Annotated in this window: 29 protein-coding genes and 1 pseudogene; 21 read left to right on the forward strand and 9 right to left on the reverse strand. The window is 60.2% G+C overall.

Annotated features, from left to right (window positions below; genetic code table 11):
- Positions 1-48 precede the first annotated feature (48 nt).
- The 3 genes from MOV63_RS11540 to MOV63_RS11550 form a co-directional block, all read right to left on the reverse strand.
- Entirely contained in the window at positions 49-471 is a 423-nt protein-coding gene (locus MOV63_RS11540; RefSeq protein ID WP_247033873.1) for a type II toxin-antitoxin system VapC family toxin, read from the reverse strand.
- Positions 468-734 carry a type II toxin-antitoxin system Phd/YefM family antitoxin gene (locus tag MOV63_RS11545; protein ID WP_040124185.1) on the reverse strand — a complete coding sequence of 89 codons (267 nt, stop codon included), beginning with the start codon at positions 732-734 and terminating at the stop codon, positions 468-470. Before MOV63_RS11545 ends, MOV63_RS11540 begins: the two co-directional genes overlap by 4 nt.
- An 89-nt stretch (positions 735-823) precedes the next feature.
- Complete coding sequence (locus MOV63_RS11550) at positions 824-1264, reverse strand: RbsD/FucU family protein (RefSeq protein ID WP_247033875.1); 441 nt, start codon at positions 1262-1264, stop codon at positions 824-826.
- Positions 1265-1629: 365 nt separating this feature from the next.
- Between MOV63_RS11550 and MOV63_RS11555 the strand changes: the two genes are divergently transcribed.
- From MOV63_RS11555 to MOV63_RS11640, 18 genes are all read left to right on the forward strand, one after another.
- Positions 1630-2691: an ABC transporter ATP-binding protein gene (locus MOV63_RS11555; RefSeq protein ID WP_293408971.1), complete on the forward strand. Its 1062-nt coding sequence runs from the start codon at positions 1630-1632 to the stop codon at positions 2689-2691.
- A 76-nt stretch (positions 2692-2767) separates the two neighbouring features.
- On the forward strand, positions 2768-4429 hold the full coding sequence (locus tag MOV63_RS11560) for an ABC transporter substrate-binding protein (RefSeq protein ID WP_247033877.1): 1662 nt from the start codon (positions 2768-2770) through the stop codon (positions 4427-4429).
- A 110-nt stretch (positions 4430-4539) separates the two neighbouring features.
- Positions 4540-5649 carry a carbohydrate ABC transporter permease gene (locus MOV63_RS11565; RefSeq protein ID WP_247033878.1) on the forward strand — a complete coding sequence of 370 codons (1110 nt, stop codon included), beginning with the start codon at positions 4540-4542 and terminating at the stop codon, positions 5647-5649.
- Positions 5650-5659: 10 nt separating this feature from the next.
- Entirely contained in the window at positions 5660-6583 is a 924-nt protein-coding gene (locus MOV63_RS11570; protein ID WP_041364123.1) for a carbohydrate ABC transporter permease, read from the forward strand.
- A 20-nt stretch (positions 6584-6603) separates the two neighbouring features.
- Positions 6604-7059, forward strand: coding sequence for an RbsD/FucU family protein (locus MOV63_RS11575; RefSeq protein ID WP_247033879.1), 456 nt, complete (start codon positions 6604-6606; stop codon positions 7057-7059).
- A 10-nt stretch (positions 7060-7069) separates the two neighbouring features.
- Positions 7070-7990, forward strand: a complete 921-nt coding sequence (gene rbsK / locus MOV63_RS11580) for a ribokinase (RefSeq protein WP_247033880.1) — start codon at positions 7070-7072, stop codon at positions 7988-7990.
- Positions 7991-8232: 242 nt separating this feature from the next.
- Positions 8233-9213: a sugar phosphate isomerase/epimerase family protein gene (locus MOV63_RS11585; RefSeq protein WP_247033881.1), complete on the forward strand. Its 981-nt coding sequence runs from the start codon at positions 8233-8235 to the stop codon at positions 9211-9213.
- A 92-nt stretch (positions 9214-9305) separates the two neighbouring features.
- Positions 9306-10370 carry a substrate-binding domain-containing protein gene (locus MOV63_RS11590; protein WP_247033882.1) on the forward strand — a complete coding sequence of 355 codons (1065 nt, stop codon included), beginning with the start codon at positions 9306-9308 and terminating at the stop codon, positions 10368-10370.
- A gap of 63 nt (positions 10371-10433) precedes the next feature.
- Complete coding sequence (locus tag MOV63_RS11595) at positions 10434-11960, forward strand: sugar ABC transporter ATP-binding protein (protein WP_247033883.1); 1527 nt, start codon at positions 10434-10436, stop codon at positions 11958-11960.
- A gap of 32 nt (positions 11961-11992) precedes the next feature.
- Complete coding sequence (locus MOV63_RS11600; protein ID WP_247033884.1) at positions 11993-12967, forward strand: ABC transporter permease; 975 nt, start codon at positions 11993-11995, stop codon at positions 12965-12967.
- Positions 12964-13839, forward strand: coding sequence for a MurR/RpiR family transcriptional regulator (locus MOV63_RS11605; protein WP_041364133.1), 876 nt, complete (start codon positions 12964-12966; stop codon positions 13837-13839). The genes MOV63_RS11600 and MOV63_RS11605 overlap by 4 nt, the downstream gene beginning before the upstream one ends.
- Positions 13836-14726, forward strand: coding sequence for a ribokinase (locus MOV63_RS11610; protein WP_247033886.1), 891 nt, complete (start codon positions 13836-13838; stop codon positions 14724-14726). Before MOV63_RS11605 ends, MOV63_RS11610 begins: the two co-directional genes overlap by 4 nt.
- Positions 14727-15154: 428 nt before the next feature.
- On the forward strand, positions 15155-16513 hold the full coding sequence (locus MOV63_RS11615) for an NAD(P)H-dependent oxidoreductase (RefSeq protein ID WP_247033888.1): 1359 nt from the start codon (positions 15155-15157) through the stop codon (positions 16511-16513).
- Between the two features lie 14 nt (positions 16514-16527).
- Positions 16528-16833 (forward strand): putative quinol monooxygenase, encoded by a 306-nt coding sequence (locus MOV63_RS11620; RefSeq protein WP_247033919.1) that lies wholly within the window; start codon positions 16528-16530, stop codon positions 16831-16833.
- A 20-nt stretch (positions 16834-16853) separates the two neighbouring features.
- Positions 16854-17741, forward strand: a complete 888-nt coding sequence (locus tag MOV63_RS11625; protein ID WP_405029324.1) for an NAD(P)-dependent oxidoreductase — start codon at positions 16854-16856, stop codon at positions 17739-17741.
- A 44-nt stretch (positions 17742-17785) separates the two neighbouring features.
- The gene (locus MOV63_RS11630) at positions 17786-18781 is read left to right on the forward strand and encodes a DctP family TRAP transporter solute-binding subunit (RefSeq protein ID WP_247033892.1); all 996 of its coding nucleotides are present in this window, start codon (positions 17786-17788) and stop codon (positions 18779-18781) included.
- A 96-nt stretch (positions 18782-18877) separates the two neighbouring features.
- Positions 18878-19393 carry a TRAP transporter small permease gene (locus MOV63_RS11635; RefSeq protein ID WP_247033894.1) on the forward strand — a complete coding sequence of 172 codons (516 nt, stop codon included), beginning with the start codon at positions 18878-18880 and terminating at the stop codon, positions 19391-19393.
- The gene (locus MOV63_RS11640; RefSeq protein ID WP_247033896.1) at positions 19390-20670 is read left to right on the forward strand and encodes a TRAP transporter large permease; all 1281 of its coding nucleotides are present in this window, start codon (positions 19390-19392) and stop codon (positions 20668-20670) included. Before MOV63_RS11635 ends, MOV63_RS11640 begins: the two co-directional genes overlap by 4 nt.
- Before the next feature lie 57 nt (positions 20671-20727).
- Here MOV63_RS11640 and MOV63_RS11645 read toward each other — a convergent pair whose 3' ends face one another.
- Complete coding sequence (locus tag MOV63_RS11645; protein ID WP_247033898.1) at positions 20728-21633, reverse strand: LysR substrate-binding domain-containing protein; 906 nt, start codon at positions 21631-21633, stop codon at positions 20728-20730.
- 318 nt (positions 21634-21951) lie between these two features.
- Between MOV63_RS11645 and MOV63_RS32950 the strand changes: the two are divergent.
- Positions 21952-22071 (forward strand): annotated as a pseudogene (locus MOV63_RS32950) (hypothetical protein); the annotation flags it as partial.
- Between the two features lie 138 nt (positions 22072-22209).
- Here MOV63_RS32950 and MOV63_RS11655 read toward each other — a convergent pair.
- The 3 genes from MOV63_RS11655 to MOV63_RS11665 form a co-directional block, all read right to left on the reverse strand.
- Positions 22210-22812, reverse strand: a complete 603-nt coding sequence (locus tag MOV63_RS11655; RefSeq protein ID WP_247033902.1) for a mobile mystery protein B — start codon at positions 22810-22812, stop codon at positions 22210-22212.
- Entirely contained in the window at positions 22809-23267 is a 459-nt protein-coding gene (locus MOV63_RS11660; RefSeq protein ID WP_247033904.1) for a mobile mystery protein A, read from the reverse strand. The genes MOV63_RS11655 and MOV63_RS11660 overlap by 4 nt, the downstream gene beginning before the upstream one ends.
- Positions 23268-23380: 113 nt before the next feature.
- Positions 23381-23644: a hypothetical protein gene (locus MOV63_RS11665; protein WP_247033905.1), complete on the reverse strand. Its 264-nt coding sequence runs from the start codon at positions 23642-23644 to the stop codon at positions 23381-23383.
- A gap of 479 nt (positions 23645-24123) precedes the next feature.
- Here MOV63_RS11665 and MOV63_RS11670 point away from each other — a divergent pair, with 479 nt between their 5' ends.
- Together MOV63_RS11670 and MOV63_RS11675 are read left to right on the forward strand one after the other, a co-directional pair.
- Positions 24124-24669: a GNAT family N-acetyltransferase gene (locus tag MOV63_RS11670; RefSeq protein ID WP_247033906.1), complete on the forward strand. Its 546-nt coding sequence runs from the start codon at positions 24124-24126 to the stop codon at positions 24667-24669.
- Positions 24670-24764: 95 nt separating this feature from the next.
- Positions 24765-25097, forward strand: a complete 333-nt coding sequence (locus tag MOV63_RS11675; RefSeq protein WP_247033907.1) for a YciI family protein — start codon at positions 24765-24767, stop codon at positions 25095-25097.
- 88 nt (positions 25098-25185) lie between these two features.
- Here MOV63_RS11675 and MOV63_RS11680 read toward each other — a convergent pair whose 3' ends face one another.
- On the reverse strand, positions 25186-25716 hold the full coding sequence (locus tag MOV63_RS11680) for an imm11 family protein (protein ID WP_247033908.1): 531 nt from the start codon (positions 25714-25716) through the stop codon (positions 25186-25188).
- A 102-nt stretch (positions 25717-25818) separates the two neighbouring features.
- The gene (locus tag MOV63_RS11685; protein ID WP_247033909.1) at positions 25819-26277 is read right to left on the reverse strand and encodes a hypothetical protein; all 459 of its coding nucleotides are present in this window, start codon (positions 26275-26277) and stop codon (positions 25819-25821) included.
- Between the last annotated feature and the right edge of the window lie 617 nt (positions 26278-26894).

The following is a 26894-nucleotide window of genomic DNA, read 5'->3' on the forward strand; positions in this document are numbered from 1 at the left end:
GATAGCGGTTCGCCGATCAGGAGCCCGTCTTGCGCCGGCGTGACCTTCCTAGCCGTTCCACGGATTGATCATATCAATACCGAAACCTTCAAAATCTTTGGTGTTGCGCGTCGCGAAGGTGAGATGGTGTGCTATCGCGGTGGCGGCGATTAATCCGTCCATTGAAGCCAGTCCGCGGCCACTCTGTTTGGCAAATGCCATGAGATCGCCCCATGATAGGGCGACAGGCTCTTCCACCGGAATCACCCGCCCCTCGAAACGCTGCGGCAGGTCATGCGAAAGCCATTCCGCCAGAGTGTCGCGTTTTCGCCCGCTGTCCATCAAAGCGACGCCTCGGCGGATTTCTGCGATTGATATGATGCTGATATAGGCGCGGTCTTCGTCGAGTCCGCCAAGCCACTCTAAAACGCGTGCGTCGGGACGGGGCTTTGTTACTTCAGACAGAACGTTGGTGTCGATGAGCAGTCTCACAGCGGCAGGTCACGTGGCTCATCGCGTTCACGATCCAGATCCAAGCCGGCACCGCGGAGCGGCGAGTCCATGAGGAATTCTGCAAGTGATCCTTTGCGTGCTATTTTCCGCTGCCATTCTTCCGCCGAAACGACAACCACGCTTGGTTTTCCGTTCCGCGTGATTGTCTGGGGCGCTGATTGTGCTCGCTCGATGACCTCGGAGAGTTTTGCTTTGGCGCCAGCGACCGTCCAGATCCTATCATCGTGTGCTGATGGCCGCATTGCTCGCTCCTGACTATAATGACCATCATGACTATATGAGGCGGTGAGCTCGAGCGCAAGCCTTCGCAGCAATTCGTTCGCTGAAAAAACTAGATAACGCCTTTGCTGAAAATGAAGCATCCATAGGGGCCTGGATCGGAGGTTCTTACGATCGCAAACGATTTTTTTGCTTCTTCGTAAAAAGTGAAACGCTCCAATGCCTCCATTTGGACGGGTCGTCCTTCAGCTTGATCTATGACCTTCTGTATTGTCGCGAAGATTGGCGCCTGACCAGCGACGTCACCGACAACTTGCATCCGTTTCACCGGTGCGTCGACGAAGGTATCAAGAGGAAAGAGTTTCAGAACAGCTTCCGCAAGACGCTCGAGGCCGCAGCCGGAAACGTCGATGAGACGGCTGTAGGTTGTATGTCGGGCGATTGTCTGTGCGGGATGGTTGATGTCGCACAAGACCAGTTGGTCGCCGTGCCCCATCAGCATCAAAGCATGCATCAGTTCAGCATTTAACACCGGATCGATTCCCCTCAGCACCTCGTTATTCTCCCTCTGGATCAGATCAATTCTTTACGAATGAAGGAATGTTTGTAATGTTCGTAACTGCAGCGGTCTCCTCCGTGCATTTTTTTCTCCGTTATCCCTGGCGATCTAGATAGATTGCGGCTTTTCACTGGCTCAGCGAAGCCGCTGAGAATGCGCCCCGGCAGGTACCAAAGAAATCTCGACCGAGAGACTTTACAATATTTTGCCACTATGTGAAGTCTATGGGGCGGATGACGTCCTCCCAAGATAAGCCGGATGGCGACAGGTCTAGCTGATGGCTTTACCTGTCGCCGCCCTCCAGGAGGATCGATCAAACGGCGCGAGGAGTGCGCGGCGCCGCAGGAGGAGGACAGCTTTTGGCATCGATGAATATCGTCAATGTCGGAAAGGCCTATGGAAGCCTGACGGTGATCCATGGTGTTTCCGTCGAAATTCCCGACGGCGAATTCGTCGTTCTGGTGGGGCCGTCCGGTTGCGGAAAATCGACACTGCTGCGCATGGTCGCCGGTCTCGAGCCGATAACTTTCGGAGATATTCGCATCGACGGCAAGGTGGTCAACGACCTGCCGCCGAAGGACCGCGATATCGCCATGGTATTTCAGAGCTATGCGCTCTATCCGCATAAAACGGTGGCCGAGAACATGGGTTTCGCCCTGAAGATGCGCGGCGAGACCAGGGCGGATATTGACGAGCGCGTGCGCAAGGCTGCCGAGATACTCGACCTGATGCCGTATCTTGCGCGTTATCCCCGCCAGCTTTCCGGGGGCCAGCGCCAGCGTGTGGCGATGGGAAGGGCGATCGTGCGCGATCCCAAGGTGTTCCTGTTCGATGAGCCGCTCTCCAACCTCGACGCCAAGCTGCGCGTACAGATGCGCGCCGAGATCAAGGAATTGCAGCGGCGGCTGGCGACGACCATGATCTATGTGACGCACGATCAGGTGGAGGCCATGACCATGGCCGACCGGATCGTGGTGCTGCGCGACGGACGCGTCGAGCAGATCGGTTCGCCGCGGACGCTCTACGATACGCCGGCAAACACCTTCGTTGCCGGTTTCATCGGCTCCCCGTCGATGAACCTGATCAAGGGGCATATCCGCGCCGCCGCGGAGCCGTTCTTCGAGACCGATGAGGGCATTCGACTGCCGCTCGACCGCGCGCCTGCGGGTTCGGACGGGCGGCCGGCTTTTTACGGCATCCGGCCGGAGCATTTCACGCTCGGCGGCGCGGTCAGCGCCCACGTGACGGTCGTGGAATCGACCGGATCGGAAACGCAGGTCTTTGCAAAGCTCGGGCAGCAGAAGATCATCGGTGTTTTTCGCGACCGCATCGAGGAACCCTCGGACCACGTGATCGCGATGACGCCGAACGCGACCCTCGTCCATCTGTTCGATGCCGAGAGCGGACTAAGGCTCGACTGAGAGTTTGGCCGGCGCTTCGAGGAGGGGGCGCCGGCAGCCACGAACGGTGGCGTTCTATCAAAGGGAGGAGACCCACATGAAAGTCAGTGATTTCGAGAGAATGATGGCGATCGGCCTCAGCCGGCGCGCCATTCTGAAGACGAGTGCAAGCCTCGGTGCAGTGGCTGCAACGAGCGGCATGCTCGGTTTGCCTGGAACGGCCTTTGCGCAGGATGCGTCGCTGCGTAGCCAGATCCTGCAGGTGCCGGGCGTCGGCAAAGGGTCTCCAACCGACGCCGATTGGCAGAAGGTCGGTGGGATGTGCCTGGAAGCGACGAAGAAGAGCGTGAAACAGGGCGAGTTCGCTGGCGTCCAGCTGTCTTTCATGGGGCTGAACAACCAGAACCTGCATAACGTCTTGTTCCGGGGCTTCCTCAAGCCTTGGGAAGACTATACCGGCGCCAGGATCACGTGGATCGACCTCGCGCAAGCCGACTACAGTCCACGCCTGCAGCAGGCGATCGCCACGGGTACGGTCGATTTCGACCTGCTCGAAATGGGCGCGCCGTTCGAGGGCGATGTCTGCGGCAAGGGGCTGGCGTCGGAGATGCCGGACTGGGTCAAGGCCCAGATCGACATGGACGACTATGTCGACTACCTCAAGGCGCCGGTCGGCACCTGGGACGGCAAGACCTACCGCGTCTCGGTCGATGGCGATTGCCACAACTTCAACTACCGCACCGACTACTTCACCGATGCCGGCCTCGCGAAAGCCTGGAAGGACGAAGGCCACCAGGGTGAGTGGGGTGTTCCAAAGACCTGGCAGAAGGTTCAGGAGGTCACCAAGTTCCTCAAGGGCAAGACCGTCGGCGGCATGGAAGCGGTCGGCTATCTCGACGCGCCCAAGGCTTGGGGCGGTTTCGGCTTCTACTTCCTCGGCAGCCGCGCCACCGCCTATGCCAAGCATCCCAATGACAAGGCCTGGCTATTCGACACCGATACGATGAAGCCGCGGATCAACAACCCGGCATGGGTCCGCGCGATCCAGGACATCATCGACGCCCTACCATCGGAAGCGGGCGACCAGCTCAATGCCGACCCGGGCACGACAGCCTTCCAGCAATTTCTGGCCGGCACCGGTTCCATGGTTTCCTGGTGGGGGGACGTGGGCGCAAGCGCGCGCACCAGCGACAGCTCCGTCGTCGGGGAGACCATCGGCTTCGATATTCTTCCGGGATCGGATGATGTCTACAACACCAAGACCGGCAAATGGGAAAAGCTCGCAAGCGGACCGAACCATGCGCCGAACATGGCCTATCTCGGATGGGGCGTCTATGTGATGGCTCGGGTCGATAGAGACGAGAAAAAGAAGAGGGCGGCATGGAGTGCGGCCGCCCATCTTGGCGGCAAGGACCTGGCGCTCTGGACGGCCGCCTATCCATCCGGCTTCCAGTGCTATCGTAAAAGCCAGTTCAACATCAAGGAATGGGTGTCGGCCGGTTACGACGAGGCGTTCATCTCAGGCTATCTCGCTTCGCAGTCGAATTCCTACAACCACCCGAACGCTGCAATCGAGCCGCGCATTCCGGGCATCTTCCAGTATTACAGCGTCGCGGAAGACGAACTCGCCAAGGTATTCGCCGGACGGGCGACCGCTCAGGCCGGTGCCGATGCGATTGCTGCGGCATGGGAAAAGATCACTGATCAGCTCGGCCGCGACAAGCAGCTCGCGCTCTACAAGGCCTCGCTCGGGGCCTGACACCCGCGGGGCAGTTTCGGCTGTCTCCTTAATGATCTCAGGCGGCGCAGAGTCGTGTCGCCTGAGCCTCTGCCCGCTTCAGCACGCCTTCTGCCCCAAGGGTCTTGCCTATGTCGCATACGGTTACGCCAGCCATCAGCCCCGTGGAGCGGACGACGGTCCAGCACACCGCCGCCCGGCGCGGCCGGCTTTTGATCGTTGCCGCGAGCATCTTGTTATTCGCCGTCCTCGTTCTTCAGATCCTCGAGGCGGGCGGGGTTACGGCGCTCGGGCTTGTCAGCTGGCGATCGCTGCTGTTTGCCTATATCTTCTGGGCGGTGGCCTTGTGTGCGAGCCAGGTGATGATCCGCGGAGAGGCAGGCCAGCGCGCCGTTTTCGTCCTTCCAGCCATCCTCTTCACCGTCGCCATGGTGGTTTTCCCGACCGTCTTCGGGCTTTATATCGCCTTCACGGATTGGAATCTGAGCGCGGCGGCCGGCCGACGTTTCAACGGGCTGGACAATCTACGGGCGCTGTTTGCGGACGTGTATTTCTGGAACGCGCTCCTGAACATGGTCTACTACGTTCTCTCGGTACTCGTTCAATATGCCATCGCCTTCGGGCTGGCTCTCTTGCTCAACACCGAGATCAAGGCCCGAAAATTCTTCCGTGTCGCCTTTCTCCTGCCGCTGATGCTGAGCCCGGTGGCCGTCAGCTGGATGATCGGCAAGTCGCTGATGGAGTATCGGTTCGGCCCGGCCGCGACGCTCGCGCGCCATCTCGGCTGGGACAACCCGGCCTTTTTCTCGACGCCCTGGCTTGCGCGCACCGCGATCATGGCGATGGACGCCTGGGTATCGATCCCGTTCATGATGATCCTGCTGCTTGCCGGCCTTCAGGCGCTTCCGTCCGAAATCAAGGAGGCGGCAAAAGTCGACGGTGCGTCCGGCTGGCAGAGTTTCAAGGAGATTACCTTTCCGCTGATGCTTCCGGTCAGTATGACGGCGATCATCCTGCGCATTATCTTCCAGCTGAAGCTCGCCGATATCGTCATCAACGTCACCGCCGGCGGACCGGGCGGGGCGACGGATACCGTGTCGAGCTTCATCTTCCGGGAATATCGTGACCGTTCCAATGTCGGCTACGGGACCATGCTTGCGGAATTCTATCTCGTCATCATCATCATCTTCGTCGCGCTCATCCTCAAAGGGGCGAGCCGATGGATGCAACGTGAAAATTGAGGCGAAGCCCATGGCGATCACCGCTGAAACATCCGATAAGCCGGGAAGTCTTTGGTCGCGGCGCCCGCAATTCCTGACCACCAGCCTGCTGATCTATGCGGCTTTGGTCTTCTGGGCCTTCGTCTCGCTCTTTCCGATCTACTGGACGATCACGACCTCGTTCAAGACAGCGGTCAACGTCACGCAGGGGCATCTGATCCCGTTCGTGGACTTCACGCCGGACTGGAGAGGCTGGCGTTCGCTGGGCCTCTCGCCGGATACGATCCTTGCGCCATCAACCGTGCGGGACGAGTTCCTCCGCCGGTTTTTCAACAGTATCGTGGCGTCCGCCGGGGCCTCGTTCCTGGCGGTGCTCATTGGGTCGCTGGCGGCCTACGGGCTCAGCCGGTTCTCCTACAAGTTCCTTTGGATGGCGAACAAGGATATTTCCTTCTTCTTCCTGTCGCAGTTGATCCTGCCGCCGGTCGTGCTCGCCATGCCGTTCCTGGTTCTCTACAAAAACCTGCTGCTGCTCGATACACTGATCGGTCTGATCCTCGTCTATACGCTCATGGTACTGCCAATCGTGATCTGGATCATGCGCGACCAGTTCGACACGATTCCGGTCGAGCTGGAACAGGCGGCACTGGTGGATGGCTGCTCGATCTGGGGCGCTTATCTGCGGATCGTTCTGCCGATCGCGCTGCCCGGCATGGTGGCAGCTTTCATCCTTTCGGTCATTCTGTGCTGGAACGAATATTTCTTTGCTGCGCTGCTGACGAGTTCGAATGCCAAGACACTGCCGGTGATGGTGGCCAGCCAGACCGGGTCGCAGGGGATCAACTGGTGGTCGATGGCCGCCATCGCCACGGCCGCGATCATGCCCCTGGTCCTCGTCGGAATCTTTCTGGAGCGCTATATCGTCAAGGGGCTGACGGCGGGCGCCGTCAAATAAATGGCATTGAGGAGGACATTATGCTCAAGAATATTCATCCGGCGCTGAACGCCGACGTGCTGCACGCGCTTCGCTCCATGGGGCATGGCGACACGCTGGTCGTCTCCGACACCAACTTCCCGAGCGACAGCGTCGCCCGACAGACGGTCGTCGGCCGGCCGCTCAGCATTGCCAATCTCTCGGCTCGTGACGCGATCCGTGCCATTCTCTCGGTGCTGCCGCTCGACACGCCGCTCCAGAATTCTGCCGGTCGCATGGAAGTCATGGGCGCGCCGGGCGAAATTCCGACCGTGCAAGGCGAGGTGCAGGCGGAGATCGACCGGGCGGAAGGCAGGCCTTCGCCCATGTACGGCATCGAGCGCTTCGCTTTCTACGATCTGGCCAAGAAGGCCTATTGCGTGATCTCGACCGGCGAAACCCGCTTCTATGGCTGCTTCCTGTTCACCAAGGGCGTCATCCCGCCTGCAGGCGTGTGAGGTTTTCGGCATGGGAACCGGAATTTCCATTCTCGGCATTTTCGTCGCCGACACGGCCTATCTCGCGCCGCGCATGCCAGCCCTGGGTGAGACCATCGCCGGCAGCGGCTTTTCCGTCGGGCCGGGCGGCAAGGGATCCAATCAGGCGGTGGCTGCCGCGCGGGCAGGGGCCGACGTGTCCTTCATCTCGAAGATCGGCCGCGACACATTCGGTGATCTGGCGCTCAAGACCTACGAGCAGGCCGGTGTGACGGCGAAGCTGACCGTCATGGACGACCATCCGACCGGCGCTGCCTTCATCTATGTCAACGACCGTACCGGCGACAACGCGATCATCGTTTATGCCGGAGCGGCCGGCACGATCGACGTCGAGGATGTCGAGGCAGCGCGGGGTACCATCGAGCTATCCGCCGTGTTCATCACCCAGCTAGAACAGCCCGCACCGGCGGCCCATCGGGCGCTCGAAATCGCAAGGCGGGCCGGTGTCACCACGATCTTCAACCCCGCGCCCGCGGGCGTCTTTCCAGCGGAGATCTACGGGCTCTGCGACTATATCGTCCCCAACGAGACAGAAGCCGCAGCGTTGGTCGGATTTCCGCTCGAAACCCTGGAGGATGCAAAGCGCGCGGGCGATGTGCTTTTGTCGCATGGTGTCGGTACGGCGGTCATCACGCTCGGCGGGCAGGGCGTCTTGTTCCACAATGCTGGGCAATCCACTCATGTGCCCGCCGTCTCCTGCGGCCCGGTCATTGATACGACCGGCGCCGGCGATGCTTTCGTCGGCGGTTTTGCTGCAGCGCTTGCGCGGGGCGCGGCACCGCTCGATGCCGTCCGCTTGGGCTGCGCCACCGCCGGCATCGCCGTCACGAGACGCGGAACGGCCCCCGCAATGCCCACGCTTGCCGAGATCGAGGCGGTGATGGCGGGCTGACGCCGAGGTCCTGCCGGTGCAGCCGACTGAAACTTTCCAAGGCCAGTTTCGAGGTTCGTCCAGCCGTAGCTGCCGATCCCGGCTGGCTGCTTACGCGCGCGTTCGTGCATCACGGGAAAAGGCCGGAAACAGATCTCTGGAGTGTCGTCATACGAATTGGTGCGCTGCACAACAATTATAACTTTACAAATAATGATAATCTTGTGAAGTTTCATTTGTAGTGATTGAAGTGAGCCAGACCCGTGCCAGAACCGAGATTTGCCACCCGACTGAATTCCTTTGCCTCGAAGCCGAAGGCCGAATGGCCCGATCTTTCGGGCAAGCCGACAATGATGCAGATGGCGACGCGCGCAGCCAAGGTCGAAGGTCTGACGGATCTCGATCTCAACTATCCCGACCATGTTGCCGATGATCCGTCGCTTCTGGCCGGGATGATCGGCGATCTCGGCCTGGCGATCAACGGCTTCGCCATGCGTTATTATACCAATCCGGCCTTCAAGATCGGCGCCTTCACCAACCCCGATCCGGCGGTTCGCCGCGAGGCGATCGACTTGACGAAGAAAGGCATCGACGCGGCGCGCGCCGCCGGCAGCAACCTGATGACGCTCTGGCTCGGACAGGATGGTTTCGATTATGCCTTTCAGGCGAACTATCATATGTTGTGGCAACACGAAGTAGATGGAATTCGTGAAGTTTGCGCCCATGATCCCGACTGCCGCATCAGCATCGAATACAAACCGAACGAGCCACGCTCCTACAGCCTGATGCCCGACTGCGCGACCACGCTTCTTGCGATCAAGGACGTCGATATGCCCAATCTGGGCGTGACGCTGGATTTCGCCCATGTGCTCTATGCCGACGAGCAGCCGGCCTTTGCCGCAGCTCTCATCGCCCGATACAGCCGGCTTCTCGGCGTTCATCTCAACGACGGCTATGCCAAGCGCGACGACGGCCTGATGGTCGGCGCGGTGCATGCCCAGCAGACGATCGAGCTTCTGCGTCAGATCCGTAAGGACGGCTATGACGGCGCGATCTATTTCGACACGTTTCCCGATATGACCGGTCTCGATCCGGTCCACGAATGCGAGGTAAACATCCAGACCGTCAAGCGGATGCTGACGGTGGTGGATCGCCTCGAGCAGGACAACCGCCTTTCCGAGGCGATTGACCGACAGGATGCCGTATCTGCGCAGGCCGTTGTCCAGGAGCTGATGCTCGGCTGAGCCGCCCGAACGCTGAAATTCTTGAAACCTTAAGAACCTTGAACCCAGGGCATGCCGAAGGCGTGCCGATCGACACCATCCGGGAGGAACCGATGAAGACCTTTATGAAGACGACCCTTGCTGCCGGCCTCGCCGCCAGCTTCCTGTTCAGCGCAGCCGTCGCGCAGGATCTCGCGCCGCTGAATTCCGATACCGAAAAGAATCGCATGGACTGGTCGGAGCTTGAAGCCAAGCTCGGCCCATTCCCCAAACTGCCCGAGGGCACGAAGGCCGGAGCCGTTTCCAAGACGCTGACCAACGAATACTGGCGGTCGCTCGGCGAAGGCTATGTGTCCCTCGGCAAGAAGGTCCACGTGCCCGTCGTCTATCAGGCCGCCCAGAGCGAGGGCGACCAGCTCGGCCAGCTGACGATCGCCGAAGGTATGATCACGCAAGGCTATAACGTCCTGCTGGTCTCGCCGCAGACGGACGCCAACCTGCAGCCGGTGATCGAACAGGCCAAGGCCGCCAAGATTCCGGTCGTCAACGTCAACGACGCGGTCATCCCCCAGGCCGAGCACTATGTCGGTAACGTCCAGCGCGACAATGGCGTCCGCGTCGCCAAGTGGTTCATTAAAAACCGTCCCCAGGGCGGCAAGGTGGCGATTGTCGAAGGTCAGGCCGGTGTCTACGCTGCCGTCCAGCGCACCGACGGCTTCAAGTCGACCATCAGCGAAGGCGGCAAGTTTAAAGTCGTCGCCAGCGTTCCCGGAAACTGGGACCGTCAGACGTCCTACGATGCCGCTACCAACATTCTCAACCAGCATCCAGATCTCGTCGGTTTCTATGCCAACAATGACGGCATGGCGCTCGGCATCGTGGAAGCCGTCAAGGCCGCCGGCCTTGCCGGCAAGGTCGCAGTGTTCGGTACCGACGGAATTTCCGATGCCTATTCCTCGATCAAGGCAGGTGAACTGACCGGCACGGTCGACAGCTTTCCGGTCTTGACAGGCGAAGTCGCGCTCGAAACCGCGCTCCGCCTTGTCGCCGGCCAGAAGCTGCCCCGCGTCGTCGCCACGCCGCAGGCCCTCATCACCGCCGACAATCTCAGCCGCTACCAGGGTGCGAACGTCGATGTCCGCGCGGTGCTGATGGAAGATGCCAAGACGGCCAAGTAACGAACGTCGAATGGATGCCGGCCGTCAAGGCCGGCATCCGGGTTTAGTGAACGAGGTGGAACGATGATCCCCCGACTGAGATTCGAGACGATCTCCAAGAGCTTTCCCGGTGTGAACGCCCTCACCGACGTGTCGTTCGACGTTGCACCCGGCGAGATCCACGGGCTCCTTGGCGAAAACGGCGCCGGCAAATCCACCCTTCTGCGGATACTCTCCGGCGTGTTTCGCCCGACCTCCGGAATGGTCTTGATCGATGGCCAGGGCGTTGCCTTCAAGAAGCCGATGGATGCCCGCGGGGCCGGCATCGCGATGATTCACCAGGAACTGCAGCAGGTGCCGCATCTGAGTGTCGCCCAGAATATGTTCCTCGGTCATTCGCTGACCCGCATGGGGGGCCTGTTCGTCTCACGCCGCCAGCAGGAGGCGCGCGCCGCTGAAGCGTTATCGATGATCGACAGGAGCATCGATCCTGCCGCTCCAATCTCCTCCCTTAAGGTGGCGCAGCGCCAGATTGTCGAGATCGGCCGTGCGCTGCTGGACAACGCGAGGGTCGTCGCCATGGACGAGCCGACCTCCAGCTTGACGCCGACCGAGTTCGACCGCCTGGCGGAGGTGATCGCCAGCCTCTCGGCGAGAGGCGTCTCGATCATCTATGTCTCCCACAAGATGGACGAGGTTTTCCGCATCTGCCAACGCGCCAGCGTCATGCGCGACGGCAAGCTGGTCGGCAAGGTCGATCTCAAGACTGCGTCGGAAAAGGACGTCATCGCGATGATGGTCGGTCGTCAATTGATGCAGGAGGAACACAATTCCTTCGTGACCGATACGGTCAAGCTCGAGGCGAAGAACCTCTCGTCGGCAACGAAGATCCGCGATGTGTCCTTCACGCTACTCAAGGGCGAAGTGCTCGGCATTGCCGGGCTCGTGGGCTCAGGCCGAACGGAACTGCTGCGGCTTTTGGCCGGCGCCGACCGCCTGAGCGCCGGATCGATCGCCATCGACGGCAAGGCAGTGCGCTTCGCCACGCCACGCGAGGCGATTGCGGCTGGCATCGGTCTTGTGCCGGAAGAACGCAAGCGGGAAGGGATCATTCCTCTGCGTCCCGTGAGCACCAACATGGCGCTCGCTTCGCTCTCCAGCTTTTCCGCGGGCGGCATGATCAGCACGGGCAAGCTTCGTGCGACCGCGCAGGATTTGTTGAAGCGCGTCAACCTGAGACCGTTCCAACTGGATCGGCCGATCCGGCTATTCAGCGGAGGCAACCAGCAGAAGGCGATCATCGCCCGATGGCTGGCGGCCAAATCGCAGATCCTGCTGTTCGACGAGCCCACGCGCGGCATCGATGTCGGCGCCAAGTCCGAGATCTATCACCTGATCGAGGATCTCGCCCGCGAAGGCCATTCGATCATCGTCGTGTCCTCGGAATTGCCTGAGATTATCCGGCTCTCCGACCGCGTGCTGGTCGTGCGGGAAGGTCGGGTCGCTGCCTGTATTCCACGCGACCGGCTCACAGAAAGCGCGATCGTTGCGCACGCCATTCCGGGGGCGAATGCCGGTGCGGCGGATACACGTGCCGCCCAGACCGCGTGAACCAGATAGGACATACCCAGATAGGACATACAATGACCAGTTCGTCGAACGCTGCAGAGTCAACACCGGCCTTCCGCCGCTTCTCGTTTTCGCTGCGCGACGCGGGAACGCTGATCGGCCTCATCGTCATCATGGTGGTATTCGCCGCACTCGTCCCGGAATTCCTGTCCGAGCGAAACCTCGTCAACATTCTTCAGCAGTCGAGCATCAATGCGTGCCTGGCGCTTGGGATGACGTTGGTGATCATTTCGGGGGGCATCGATCTGTCGGTCGGTCCGACGGCCGCGATCTCCGCCGTCATCACCGCGACCCTGCTGCTCGCCGGCACGCCGATACCCCTGGCGATCCTCGCGGGTCTCGGCGTGGGCATCGTCTGCGGCTTCATCAACGGCGCGCTCGTCGCCTATGTCGGCCTGCAGCCGTTCATCGTCACGCTCGGCACGCTCAGTACCTACCGGGCCATCGCGCTCATCTATACCGGCGGCAATCCCGTCCTCGGCATTCCCTCGGGCTTCCGCTCGCTCTTCAACGGCAATCTCTTCGGCATTCCGACGCCAGTCATTATCGTCGCGGTCGTGGCGATTGCCGCCTGGATCCTGCTCAAGAAGACGCCGATCGGCGAATATCTGATGGCTGTCGGTGGCAATGAAGAGGCAGCCTATGTGGCCGGCGTTCCGATTGCGCGCACCAAAATCACAGCCTACGTCATTTCGGGCGGGCTGGCAGCGCTGGCTTCGCTGATCCTGATCGGGCGTCTTGGGGCTGCCGAGCCTATCCTCGGCAATCTATGGGAACTCGACGCGATTGCCGCTGCGGCCATCGGCGGCGCTTCCCTGATGGGCGGCAAGGGAAGCATTCTCGGCACGATCCTCGGCGCGATCATCCTTGGGGCGATGCGCAACGGTTTGACCCTGATGAATGTCCAAGCCTTCTATCAACTGCTCGCCACCGGCCTTATAATCCTCGCCGCAATGATAATCGATCGCGCGACAAGGGGACGGGGATGAACGGTGAAAGCTTCGACATGAAGGCCGTGGGACCACGCATCCGCATGATGATGCCGCTCTTGACGCCGCTCGAAGCAAAGGTCGTCGATACCGTTTTCGCCATGCGGGATTTCAGCGACGAGACGTCGCTCAAGCAGATCGCGGAGAACGCCGGCGTTTCCGAAGCCATGGTGGTCAAGATAACCAAGAAGCTCGGCTTCTCCGGCTTTCGCGACTTCCGCTCCGCCGTTAGCCAGTACAACCGGCAGCCGACGGCGGAGATGCACCAGGAACTGTCCGTGGACGATACCTCGCTCGAAATCGTCCAGAAGGTGTTTCGCACCTCGATCCACGCGCTCGAGGAAACGCTCGCTATTCTCGACATGGCAGCATTCGACCGGGCGGCGGATCTGATCCATAAGGCAGCGACGCGCGATTTCTACGGCGTCGGCGGCTCGGCGCAGATTGCCCGCGACGTGGCCCACAAGTTCTTAAGGATCGGCGTGCGCGCCAGCGTGTTCGACGATTCGCACATGATGCTGATGTCGGCCTCGCTGCTGGCGGAGGGCGATATCGCCATCGGCTTCTCCCATTCCGGCAATACGATCGCGGTGATCGAGGCGATCCAGCTCGCGCGCAGGAACGGCGCGCGCACCATTGCCATCACCAATTACGGCTCTTCGGCGCTCGCCCAGTCCGCCGATGTGGTTCTGTGTTCCACCGCGCAAGGGTCGCCGCTGATGGGCGAAAATGCTGCGGCACGCATCGCCCAGCTCAATATTCTCGATGCCATCTTCGTCGCCGTCGCCCAGCGTGACTATCAGGCAGCCGAACGCAATCTTGAACGCACCATGTCCGCCGTAACGTCCAAACGAAAAGATCGCCTCCTATGACATCTTCGCCCGTTGTCACCGTTTTCGGCAGCCTTCACTACGATATCGCCGTTTTCGGCCCGGCACGGCCCCGCAAGGGCGAGACAGTAACGGGGACGTCCTGGCATCCGAAAAGCGGCGGCAAGGGAGGCAATCAGGCGGTTTCGGCTGCGCGTACAGGGATTGCCACCTCCATGATCGGGGCTGTCGCCGATGACGGCTTCGGGCGATTTCTCATCTCGAATCTCGACCGTCGGAATGTCGATCACACATTCATTCGGCGCGACGCCTCGCAATCGACCGGCATGAGCGTCGCTATTTTCGATGACGAGGGCGACTATGGTGCGGTTATCGTGTCGGGTAGCAACCTGACGCTTGGCGAAGATGATGTTCTGGCGGCTCGCGATCTGCTCAGCCGGACAACAATTCTCGTTCTGCAAAATGAGATTCCCGATGCCGCCAACGTTGCGGCGGCAAGGGCCGTCAAGCAGGCAGGCGGGTGCGTGTTGATCAATGCAGCCCCGGCACGCGTTCTGTCGAACGAGCTGCAACCCCTCATCGATATCATCGTCGTCAATGCCATCGAGGCCGAAATGCTGGCCGGCGTCCCGGTCGTTGAAACACTCGACGGCGCCCTTGAGGCCGCACGGAAACTTGTGCGGCTCTTTCCCGAGGTTGTCGTCACCGCTGGAGGTTCGGGTGTCGCCTACGCGAACCGCGATGGAAAGGAGATCGTCATTGCGGCTGTGAGGGTGAACGTTGAAAGCACGCATGGGGCGGGAGACGAATTTATCGGCGTCCTCGCGGCGGAAATCGCGTTTGGCAAAACGATGAACGACGCGCTTCGAAAGGCGAACATGGACGCGGCCAAACTGGTTGGCACACCTGAAGCGGACCGTCTTGGGTAAAGTCGGCAGGTGAAGGCCTCCGACGCCATTCAAGCTTGCCTGTCGTACGGCTCGATGACCGCCCACTGCTTCCAGCGACGCTTTGCACCAGTAATCCCAAGAAACACATGGCTGTGCGGTGCTGGTCAGCTGGTACGCGACCTGAACTTGGCTCGCTTAAGAATGCTTAGAAAATCTAACGCATATTCCCAATCTTCTAAATTGAGCTAACCGCTTTTCACTCCTACTGTCTGGGTACAAGCCGTTTGTGGGAGGCGGCCGAGAGGGGCGCAGGCAGGTTGCCGCGTTCTCCGGGAGGAGACTTTATCATCGCTGGAACCGCATTCGCCGGAGGGGCAGCCATGCCCCGCAATCCGGGAGCGGTTGTTATCGATCGGTCTCCGGCCGGGCTCTGTGCAAAAGATATTCCCCAGCCCGAGGATGTTGAAATGAATCTGTATTCACTGCTTTCGCTTCGTGCCGCCGATGGACGTCCGGTCAGGGTCGGCCTGATCGGTGCCGGCAAGTTCGGGTCGATGGTGCTCGCCCAGGCCCAGCGCATTGCCGGCCTGCACATGGTTGCCGTGGCCGATCTCGATGTCGGAAAGGCCAAGGAATCCATGCAGCGGGTTGGCTGGGCCAAGGAGCGCTACAGCGCGATCAGCGCCGGCGATGCCGTCAAGAACGGCACGACCTTCATCACCGACGATGTCAAGGCGCTGTTCGAATGCGGCGAGATCGAATGCATCATCGAGGCGACAGGCCATCCGATCGCCGGTACCCGCCATGCGCTGGGCGCGATCGAGCACAACAAGCATGTGGTGATGGTCAATGTCGAGGCCGACGTCATGGTCGGCCCGATCCTGGCCGAGAAGGCTCGCGCCAAGGGGCTCATTTATTCCATGGCCTACGGCGATCAGCCGGCGCTGATCTGCGAACTGGTCGACTGGGCACGCGCCACCGGCTTCGAGATTACCGCCGCCGGCAAGGGCATGAATTTCGAGCCGCGCTATCGTTATTCCACACCGGATACGGTCTGGGGTCTGTTCGGCTGGACGGAGGAACAGGTCGCTGCGGACAACCTCAACCCGAAGCTCTACAATTCCTTTACCGACGGCACCAAGGCCGCGATCGAAATGGCTGCGGTCGCCAATGGCACCGGCCTGGATTGCCCGGATGATGGCCTGGCCTTCCCGCCCGCGGGCCTCCACGATCTCGCTCGCGTCTTCCGCCCGGCATCCGACGGTGGCCGCATGGCGCGTTCGGGTCTGGTCGACATTGCCGCCAGCCAGGAGCCGGACGGCCGCGAGGTGTTCAATAACATCCGCTACGGCGTGTTCGTCACCTTCAAGGCGCATAACGAATATGCGCGGTCCTGCTTCAAGCAATATGGCCTGCTGACCGATCCCTCGGGATGGTACGCCTCGATGTGGCGTCCGTTCCACATCATCGGCCTGGAGACGTCGATCAGCGTCCTGTCCGCAGTGCTGCGCAACGAGCCGACCGGTTGCTCCAAGGAGTTTCGCGGCGATGCGGTCGCGACCGCCAAGAAGGACATGCAGCCCGGCGAAATGCTGGATGGCGAGGGCGGTTATGCCGTCTGGGCCAATGCCATTCCGGCAACCCGCAGCCTTGATCTCAAGGCCCTGCCGATCGGTCTTGCCCATAACGTCAAGCTCAAGCGGCCGATCAAGAAGGATCAGATCGTCTCGTTCGACGACGTCGAGATCGTCAATGACCTCGACGTGGTGAAGCTGCGCCAGGAAATGGAAGGTAGCTTCCGCCCGGCCAAGAGCGCGGCAGCGTGAGCACGGGTGACCAGATGAGCGCGCCAGCCTTTGTCGTGATCGCGGAATTCCAGGTGAAGCCCGGCAAGATGCGGGCTTTCCTGGAAGCTGCGCGGGATGACGCCAGGCACTCTACCGCAGACGAGCCTGGTTGCCGGCAGTTCGACGTGATCTGCCCTGAAGGATCGGAAGATACCGTGGTGTTCTACGAGGTCTATGATAGCAGGGCCGCCTTCGACGCTCATCTGGAAACGCCGCATCTCGAGCGTTTCCGGCAGGCTTTCCCGTCGCTGATCGTCGAGGAGCGGCCGGTCCGCTTTTCACGCCGGGACTATCCGTGATGGCGGGAGAAGGACAAATGATCGAGAGCATACAGCGCATTGCCGTCATCGGCACCGGCATCATGGGCGGTCCCATGGCCGGGCGTCTGGCCGAGGCAGGTTTTGCTGTTTCGGGCTGGAACCGGACGCCGGAAAAGGCGGCGGCATTGAGCGACCGCGGCGTGGTCACGGCATCTGATGTCGTCGCTGCCGCAGCGGACGCCGACGTGGTGATCTGCATGCTGAGTTCCGGCCCCGTCTGCGAGACGGTGCTGATGGGCGAGCATGGCGTGATCTCCGCCATGCGTCCGGGAGCGATCCTGGCCGTCATGAGCTCCATTCCGGTGGAGACCGCCGTGGCCCTGGCCAAGGTGGCCGTCGATCACGGTGTGGCTTGTGTCGATGCGCCGGTTTCGGGTGGCGAGAAGGGTGCCAGGGAGGGAACGCTTGCGATCATGGCTGGCGGGGATGCCGCAGTCGTCGATCGGCTGCATCCGGTCTTCGCTCTTCTCGGGCGGGTGACCCATGTCGGCCCGGCGGGCAGCGGCGCGCTGACCAAGCTTGCCAATCAGTTGATCGTCGCCTCGACCATTTGCGCGGTGGCCGAAGCGCTGACGCTCGCCAAGCATGGCGGCGCCGATCCAGCCAGGGTGCGCGAGGCTCTGCTCGGCGGGTTCGCCGACTCCACTGTGTTCCGCCAGCACGGCCTGCGCATGGTGGAAGCCAATTTCCAGCCCGGTGGGCCCGCGAAATATCAGGTGAAGGACACATCGACGGCGCTGGCCTTTGCGCGCAGCCTTGGATTGACGCTACCGGTCAGCGAGGAGGTTGATCGGCTTTTTCAAGCCATGGTGGATGATGGTGACGGCGATCTCGATCACAGCGGCGTCATTCTTCAATTGCAACGCATGAACCGGGGCGGAGGCTAGTCCGCCTGACATCCAGTTGAGACTATCAAAAGGGAGGAATGAAAATGAAACACTTCGCACTTCGCAGCCTGTTGGCCGCGGCTACCATGCTGACCGCCTCGATCGTCCAGGCAGCGACGCTGACCTTGTCTACGCCTGATCCAGACAATTCCGAAATCACCGTTGCCGCCAACAAATTCGCTGAACTCGTGGCCGCCAAGACCAATGGCCAACTGACCGTCAAGGTCTTCCCGAACGGCACGCTCTACGGCGGCGATCCCTCCGGTGCCGTAAAGCAGCTGGCCGGCGGTTCGCTCGATATGCTGCTGCTCGCGACATCGCTCTATGCCAACTTCAATCCGAAGTTCTCGGCGATCTCCATCCCCTACGTCTTCGACAACGAGGCGCAGCTGCGCAGCTACCTCTCGGGCGCGCCGGGCCAGGAGCTGATCACCGATCTCGAAAAGATCGGCATCAAGGGCATCAATCTCTGGCCGCGTCCGTTCCGCCAGATGACCAATTCCAAGCTTGCGATCACGAAGCCCCAGGATCTGTCGGGGCTGAAGTTCCGCGTGCCGAACAATCCGCTCTGGGTCGAATTCTTCAAGAAGATGGGTGCGGCGCCGACGCCCCTTGCTTTCGCGGAGGTTTACAACGCCCTGCAGCTGAAGGTCGTCGATGGGCAGGAGAACCCGATCAACGTGCCGCTCAGCGCCAAGTTCTACGAGGTGCAGAAATATGCGTCGATCACCAATCACATGGGTGACGGCTGGGTGCTGGGCATCAATCCGGCGAAGTTCGAGGGGCTGAGCGACGCGCATAAGAAGGCGCTCGCGGAGGCGGGCAAGGAAGCCGAGGCCTGGAAGGTCGCAAACGACGCAGCGACGGCGGAGACCACCATCGCGGAGTTGCAGAAGCACGGTATGGAAATCAACCGCCTGACGCCCGAGCAGCAAAAGGCGTTCGTCGCGATCTCGAAGGGACTTTACCCGGTCTTTGCCGGACTGGTGAAAGACCAGGCCTTCTTCGACAAGACCATCGCCTTCGTCGGAAAGAACTGATCCTTCGTCCCAAGCCGGACCGGTCCAGCACCGGTCCGGACAGGAGAATAAGCCATGGTTAAAAACAGCTCTCTCTTAAACAAGATCATCAAGGGCATGACCGACGTCGTCGCCGGCGTCGCCGTGTTCGGCGTGCTGGTGGTTGTCCTTCTCCAGGTCGCAAGCCGTCTTCTCGGCGTGCCGGTCTCGTGGACCGAGGAGGCCACGCGTTATCTTTTCGTGTGGATGATCTTCCTGGGATTGGCGGCGGGCTTTCGCACGGTGGAAACCGCGCGCGTGGTTGTGTTTCTCGCGATGCTGCCGCGCGCGATCCAGCGGCTCTCGGTGCCGATCTATGTGACGACGTCGGTGATCTTCTTCGTCCTGACCGGATGGACCGGTTATCATCTGGTCAAGCAGCAGTTCATGATGAACGAGACCGCGGCCACGCTGATCGTGCCCATGTGGGTGATCGGCCTCATCATGCCTCTTAGTTCCGTCTTGGCGGTACTTGCCATCTTCGAATCCTTACGGACCCGCCGCGACCTCATTGAAATTTCCGATCCCGCTCAGGGCATGCCGGAAATCACGCTCGCCGAAACTGTACTGCCCAAACCGGAGAAGCAGCCATGAGCCTCGTTCTTCTTGTCCTTTTCCTGGTGATGAGTGCGTTTGGCGTTCCGCTTGCCGTTGCTCTAGGCCTCGCCAGCGTGCTGGCCATCGTGTTCTTTACCTCGACACCGATCGATCTTCTGGCGCAGAGCATGTTCTCGGCGATGAATTCCTTCCTGCTGGTCGCGGTGCCGCTGTTCATTCTGGTCGGGGTGCTGATGGAGCGCGGCCACGTTGCCGAAAAGCTCTTCGACTTTGCTGAAGCCATCGTCGGCTGGCTGCCGGGCGGACTCGGCCATGTGAACGTGGCATCGTCCGTCATTTTCGGCGGCGTGTCCGGGTCGTCTGTTGCCGATATTGCTTCCATCGGCGCGATCGAGATCAAGGCGATGGAGCGCCATGGATTTCCCAAGGGTTATGCCGTGGGGATGACGCTCTGTACCTCCACCCTTTCGTCGATCATTCCGCCGTCAATCCTGATTGTCATTGCGGGATCGATCGCCAATGCCTCCATCGGCACGCTGCTGGTCGCGGGCCTCATACCCGGCCTGTTTATCGCGCTGATGTTCATGGTGTTTAACCATTTTTACGCGGTAAGGTACGGCTACAACCCGTCCAAGCCGTTCAACATGCGCCTGGTGGTGACGACGGGCATCGCGGCCATCCTGCCGATGCTGACGCCCGTCATCCTGCTGATCGGCATCGTCGATGGCTATTTCACGCCAACGGAAGCAGCCGGTATCGCCGTGCTCTATACCTTGTTTCTATCGGTCATCCTTTACCGCACAATTTCGCCGCGTGAACTGCCCACGATCTTCATCGAAACGGCGCGGACCTCGGGCACGATCCTCTTCATTGCCGCCACCGCCAAGCTGGCCGCCTGGGTCTTCACTTTTGACGGTCTGCCGGCGCAGGTGGCGACGTTCCTGGCCGCGATCAGCACCGGTCCGACCATGGTTCTCGTCCTGATCTTCCTGTTCCTAATCGTCGTCGGCATGTTCATGGATGCCATCGCCGCCATGTTCATCCTGATCCCGGTGCTGATGCCGTCGGCCGTCTCCCTCGGGGTCGATCCGATTCACTTCCTGATCGTCATGGTCATCACCCTGACGCTCGGTTTGGTGACGCCGCCGGTCGGGGTTTGCCTGTTTGCCGTGGCGCAAGTGGCGAAAATGTCGATCGAGGATGTGATCAAAGGCTCGCTTGCACCAATGTCCATCCTGGTCGGGGCCATTCTCGCACTGGTGCTGTTCCCGCAGCTGACGCTGACGCCCATCCGGCTGCTGGGCCTCTACTGAAGCGGCAGCGAAATACGAGCGATCCGTGGCGGTCCTCGGCCCTCACGGGATCTGCCGTCAGGAGACCGCGTCGCGCTGGGCAGCCTGCCAGACATCCCGCTCGGTGCGCAGCCAATCAAGAAAGATCCGCACTTTCTTCTGACGCAGATGGTCCCGCGGGCAGACGATCCATTGCGTGACAATGCGGATTTCCGGTGGCGCCGCGACCGGGCAGACCAGCCGTCCGCTCTTCAATTCGTCGCCCATCATCAGCGTGCTCTCCAGGGCAATGCCCATGCCGCGTATCGCGGCGTCGATCGCCATATGGCTGCGGTCAAAGAGAATCCGTGACCAGCGCTCCTGCGGCGCAACCTCGGTCAGCTGAAACCAGGTCGTCCATTGCGCCTGTGACTTGACCGAATGGATCAGGCGGTGATCGAGCAGGTCCCGCGGCTGGAGGCTGCCTGCTGCGGCATAATCGGGCGAGCAGACCGGCATGAACTGTTCGTCGGCGATACCTTCCACGAACAGTCCCGGCCAGCGTCCATTGCCGTGGCGAAGCTCAATGTCCACCAGTTCCTGGTTGAAGTCGGTGGGCTCATTGGTGCCGTCAAGGCGAACTTCGAGATCGGGATGCTGGTCGAGCAGCTTGCCGAGGCGTGGCAGCAGCCACTTGTTGGACAGGGTGGGGGTAGCGCGAACGGTCAGCGTCGTAACTGAGCGAAACCCTTGGATCGTGCCGGTTGCTTCCTCGATGCGCTCGATCTGCTCGGCGATCATCGAGAAATAACGTTCGCCGGCCTCCGTCAGCACGACGCCTCGGCCGGCTTTGGCAAGCAGGGAGACGCCAAGTTGAACCTCCAGCAACTGGATCTGCTGGCTGACCGCCGATGGCGTCACGCTCAGCTCTGCGGCTGCGCGTGAAATGCTGCCGGCACGAGCTGCGGCGTGAAAAACCAGGATGGCCTTGATCGGAAGCTGCATTTTCTACCTGCGCTGACGACGGCGCTGAAGCGGTGTTCGTCGTTCAGAGAATGCTGTAATCACGAATGGCCTTAATTTCGTTGAGCAAATGGACAATAAGAAGAAGGCGACGTCAAGCCGGCTTTTCCCATCGTCATAGCATCGCACCGGCCAAACGCGGGAGCCAAAGCACCAGGTCCGGGACATAGGTGATCAGGAACTAGCCACCAGCAGAGCCAGTGGGGAACGCTCAAGAATGCCGGATTGCTCGCCCCGGCTTATGAACTGGTCCACAATGTCCCGCCCGCTGTCGAAGCAGCGATCCGGATCGGCTTTCCGGTGATCGTCAAGCCGGTGGTCGGAAGTGGAAGCACCGGCGTGCGTCTTTGTCTGGACGGTCGAGATGTTGGAGAGCAGGTGGCCCATCTGCTGTCGAGCGGCGGCGAGGGAACGGCCCGGGATGTTTTGATCGAGGAGTTCATCGTGGGATTGGAATATTCCGTCGAGACAGTTGGCGATGTCGTGCACGGCATCACCAGGAAGCCTGTCATCGCCCGGCGACCGCCTTGGCGTCGACGTGAAATGCGTCGCAGGAAGTCAAGAGACCCCGGGCGCCACAAAAGCCAGCAGCGGTTCCAAATCGTAATTATCTGCCGCTTTCAGCGCCGCGATATAGGCGGCGCGTCTCTCGCTCATCTTTTGAAGATTGGAGCCCGACGTCCAATCGATAGGTTCGGCTCCATATATCTTTTCAAGAACGACATCCGCCATGATGCGCGCATGCCGGCCATTACCGTTCGGAAACGGATGAATGAATACCAGCTTATGATGTAGCCGGACAGCCACCTCGATCGCAGAGTACGTGTTGTTATCAGCCCAATACCGGGCATCATCCATGAGCCCCCGCAGTTGGACTCCTATCTGCACGGGATCGATACCAATGTTTTTCCCCGTTTTGCGAAATGCGCCCGCCCAATCCCAAACATCGCCAAAAAGGCGCCGATGAAGCTCGATTGCAAAGTCATCGGTCAGAATATCTTTTCGGCGCATACGAGAAATCCAGCGCAGCCCAGAAGCGATGTTCGCCTGTTCGAGCTCGTCCAGCTCACTCTGCGTTTTAAGATGCTTAAATTTCAGCCCGCCGATTTCGTTTGGGTCGAGAGGGGTCGCACCATCGGGATATTCGAACTCAAAGGTCACTTATCCTCCCAGAAATCGGAGGGCATCTGGTACATCAGCTCATTCATCAGGCGCGCGACTTCCTGCTGGGTCAGGCTGTGCGAAACAGTTTGGTCTTCCAACGCCATATGCTTTGCGGCCCTACCGACGATCGCTTGTGCTTTTTTCCTGGCCTGGGCGATAATGACATTTTCGATCGTCTGAGGTGGGACAAAGGCGTAGACGAAGCGGCAACCCATCGCTTCTGCGATCGCCTCCATGGACTTCAAGGTCACACCGCCATCAAGCTCGGCTTTTTCGGCCTGCGCGATGCGCGAGCGCGTGACGCCCATTTTCTTGGCGAGTTGCGCGCCCGACATGCCCAAAGCTCTGCGCACGGTTCGGATCCAGCCTTCAGCGGGTCTCTCGATATCGTTTCCATGCGCCGTATCTACAATCGCCTGATACTGCCGACGTACGGTTTGCTTCACGCCCATTGGAGACTCGTATGTTGACGGATTAAATCATTTCGTCAATAAAAAGCTATACAATCTGTGACAAAATGTCAATATATTTATTGACGCTGTTGGTGCGTCACTTATAATGGCCTTCACTGGAGACGACCAAGCTGTTCTTCCTCGTTGGCAATCGCCCCGTCTCGCTGCTGACCTGCGAGGCGATCGCTGAATTGAACGAGGCTTTTCCAAGCTGACGCGGATCGGAAAAGGAGATCCTGTTGGATCAATGGCTCGTGCTCTTGAGCGTCTCGCTTGCCACCGGTGCGCTCAACGGACTGGTCGGCACGGGTCGCCAGCCTTCTTCTCCTGCCGGTTTTAGTGCCCATGTTAGGCGCATTCGAAGCGATCGCGATCATGGCGGTGGCGGCTTCCCGGCGAATTTTTCGCGTGCTCCTGCGTGGTGGCGATCGAGCGCCTGGCGAGCCGTGCTTGCCTATCCGGACGCTGCGGAGATCCTGCGGCGTATGCTTCCCAGGCATGACTGCCTTAGCTCCCTCGCGCCCGGCGTTGCCGCTATCTGATGAAGAGCAGAATGCCATGGGGCGGGTTATCAGGCTGATCATCATATTGAAGAGACAATGACGGTAACGCCAGGCATTGGCAGAAAATGCAATCTTTTTGTCATTCCCGCCACAAGACTCGTTCGATACCTTGGCGATGGCTGTAATGCAGATCGGAGCGCCGGACGTTGGCGCGCTATCTTCTCATCATAGGTCGTGCGCGATTATGCAAGCCTGGCCGGCTTTGCTCCGGACTATGGGAGATCGCCAAAGGTTGAGCGCCGCGAGCCTTGAGGGAAGCAGTCTTTTTCCTTCACCTTGGACGAGGACACGGAATGATCGACACTGAATATAGGGTTCGCCTTGCGGAGCCTCGGGAACTTGGCGCCACGGCCGCTCTCGTCACCGACGCTTTCGCGCAATATCGCGGAGTTTTGCCCGCCCACATCTTCGATCCCTATTTGAGAGACTCGCGCGACTTCACGAGCCGGTGGGGGCAGGCGGATATTGCGGTGCTCGAGACGCAAGGGCGGCTCGTTGGAACGGTCACCTATTATGCAGAGGCGTCGCGCGAGGGAATGGGGTGGCCTTCCGGTGTTGCGGGGCTTCGAACATTGGCCGTCGCGCCCTCCGCTCATGGACGTGGCTACGGTCGGGCACTTTGTTTGTGGTGCATAGGACGCGCCCAACAAGATGGAGCACGTGCTCTCACGCTGCACACCGCCGAGTTCATGATGGCGGCGTGCAAACTGTATGAGGGCCTTGGTTTTCGCAGATGCCCTTCGCACGACGTGACGGCGTCGAATGTTCTCGGGTTCAGTCCCGGTCTGACCGATCAGAAGATCATAGCGTACGCCCTGCCACTCAAGGACGCCGGATAGGCGCCTGGCTACTGACCGCCAGACGGTCTGCAGCCGCACCTGACGCCGTTGTGGCCGGCCCGCCGCATACCACTGAAAGGAAAGGAGACGAGACCATGCCGAAGTTTATCACAATCGGATATGGCGACCCGGCTGGCTATGATCGCACGCCCGGACCCGTCAAAGACGTAGCACATGCCCAGGACGCAAAGCTGCGGTCCGAAGGCGCCGTGATCGGGATCGCCGGCACACCGGTGCAGGTCCGCAATCCGGAGGCACGCGGGGTGGAAACCCGCGATGGACCGTTCATGTCGTCAGCCCTGCAGATTGCGGGATTTGCCGTCATCGAGGCCACCGACCTGGCCGACGCCATAGAAAAGGTTTCACACGTACCGTGCGCGGTTGCACACGGCGTCGTTGAAGTTTGGCCCCTGAAAGAAGTACCCTGATCAGAGCTCATTATTCAAGATACAGGAGATTGGATATGTCGAACCTCGAACGGCAGATTTATGGGCTCAGCCAGCCTGGCGCGCCCGCTCATTTCTCTGCTGACGTCCACACGCGGATGAACGAGACACCGCGAAGTCCAGCGCTGCCGACCTGTTCCACGAAACTATCGGTGACATAGACAGCCGAAGCCCGCATCGGCAGTTTGAAGAGCTGTGCGGCTCCAATTTTCTCCCTCCTGAAGATATGACGCTCGATATCGAGAATGTCTCCGTTGTCGAAATAGGCGATGCGTGACTGTTCATGATCGAGGGCGTCGAGGACCGTCGTGGTGTTGAAAAGCCAAACCTCTTCCCCCTTCATGGGCAGAAGCTGCCCATGCTCTGCGAGAACCGGCGCCAGTGCGTCGACTGCGGGTCTTTTCAGGATCGGCGCGTGCTCGCCTAGCCAGGGGAAATCGGAATAGGTCCGATCCGCCGTGTCCAGTTTCATGACAGGAGCGATCCAATCCTGAATGACGCGACCATCCATCGCTGAGAAGGTCTCATAGTCGTCGTCATCGGCCGGGAATATCCACTCCTGACCTTCGATGACCTCGAACTTGTAGACTGTCAGCGGCATCGCGCGTTTCTCCTGGCGGTCAATGGTCAGAACTGGCCGGTCAGGCAGTGCGAAGGCCGGCGGGACCAATGTCGAAGGCCGTGCACGGATGTGCAGCGCGGCTTACGAGCTCGCAAACCGGGTTAGGGAAGTTTCGCCCACCCAATCCAGTTCTCGCGGCTCATAACGGACAGTGCGGATCGCAAAGGAAAGAGGGTTTAGTCCGTAGCACGTCGAGAAGGTCTCTCCCGGCGCGATGACTTCATCACTCGTATGGGACGCCCTGTAAACGATCGATTTGCGTTGTTTGGCAACTAGGCTGAATGAGACAGTCTGAAGGGCCGTGTCCGCATGATTGGTAATCCGGACCGAGATCGGCATATCCGGATTTGGACACAGCTGGGGATCAGGTTTCGCATTGATGGAGACGGATTGGTTCGAGGGCTCCTGCTCGCTTTTACGATCCGTGACGAGCCAAAGTCCGACCCAGGCAACGGCGAGCGAAGCAACCACAACGGCGCCAGCTCTGCGCGAAAACAAGAAAGTTATCAAAACTATCGCGCCGCCGATCAGCCAACCCATTATGGCCTCTGCACGTTGTGGCTGATGATTGTCTTCATTGCCCCTACGTAGGCTTGAAGCAGATGCAACGCAATGGAAGGAATTGACGCATTTGAGGAAGGCGGTCGCGAAAGCGTGTCCGGAGGGCGACGAGCACGCTTTCGCGGGGAAGGTCGGCAGGATGGAGAAGAACAGCGCGCCGATCGCCAGGGCTATAAACGCAGCGCCGTGCCACACTCATAAGCCAATCGCTTCGGCGTGAGCGCACAGAGGCTACACTTCGTAGGCCGGCTGGGCGAATGTGCTTGCGCGCGTCCATAGCCACGTCGAAAGACAAATCAATGCGGCTGCCAGGCCTGCCAGACCGAGGTCAAGCGCTAGTTCCGGTACGAAAGCGCGAAGGGCAATCGGCATCGCACTTAGGAAATAGAGCGCAAGTGGAATCCGGGGTACGTCCTTTGCGATCACAAGCGAGATTACAAACGCGCACGTCCCGAAGAGAAACAGCAATGAACTCGCCACGAGGACTAGCAGGCTGTTGAAGAAGTCTCTGGATTTGCCTTGAGAATGGCCTCGTCGCCATTGTGGTATGCGAATGCGATCTCGATCGAGCCATCGTCAAGCAATTCGGCATGCCC

This window comes from Neorhizobium sp. SHOUNA12A (assembly GCF_023006505.1).
Taxonomy (GTDB): domain Bacteria; phylum Pseudomonadota; class Alphaproteobacteria; order Rhizobiales; family Rhizobiaceae; genus Neorhizobium.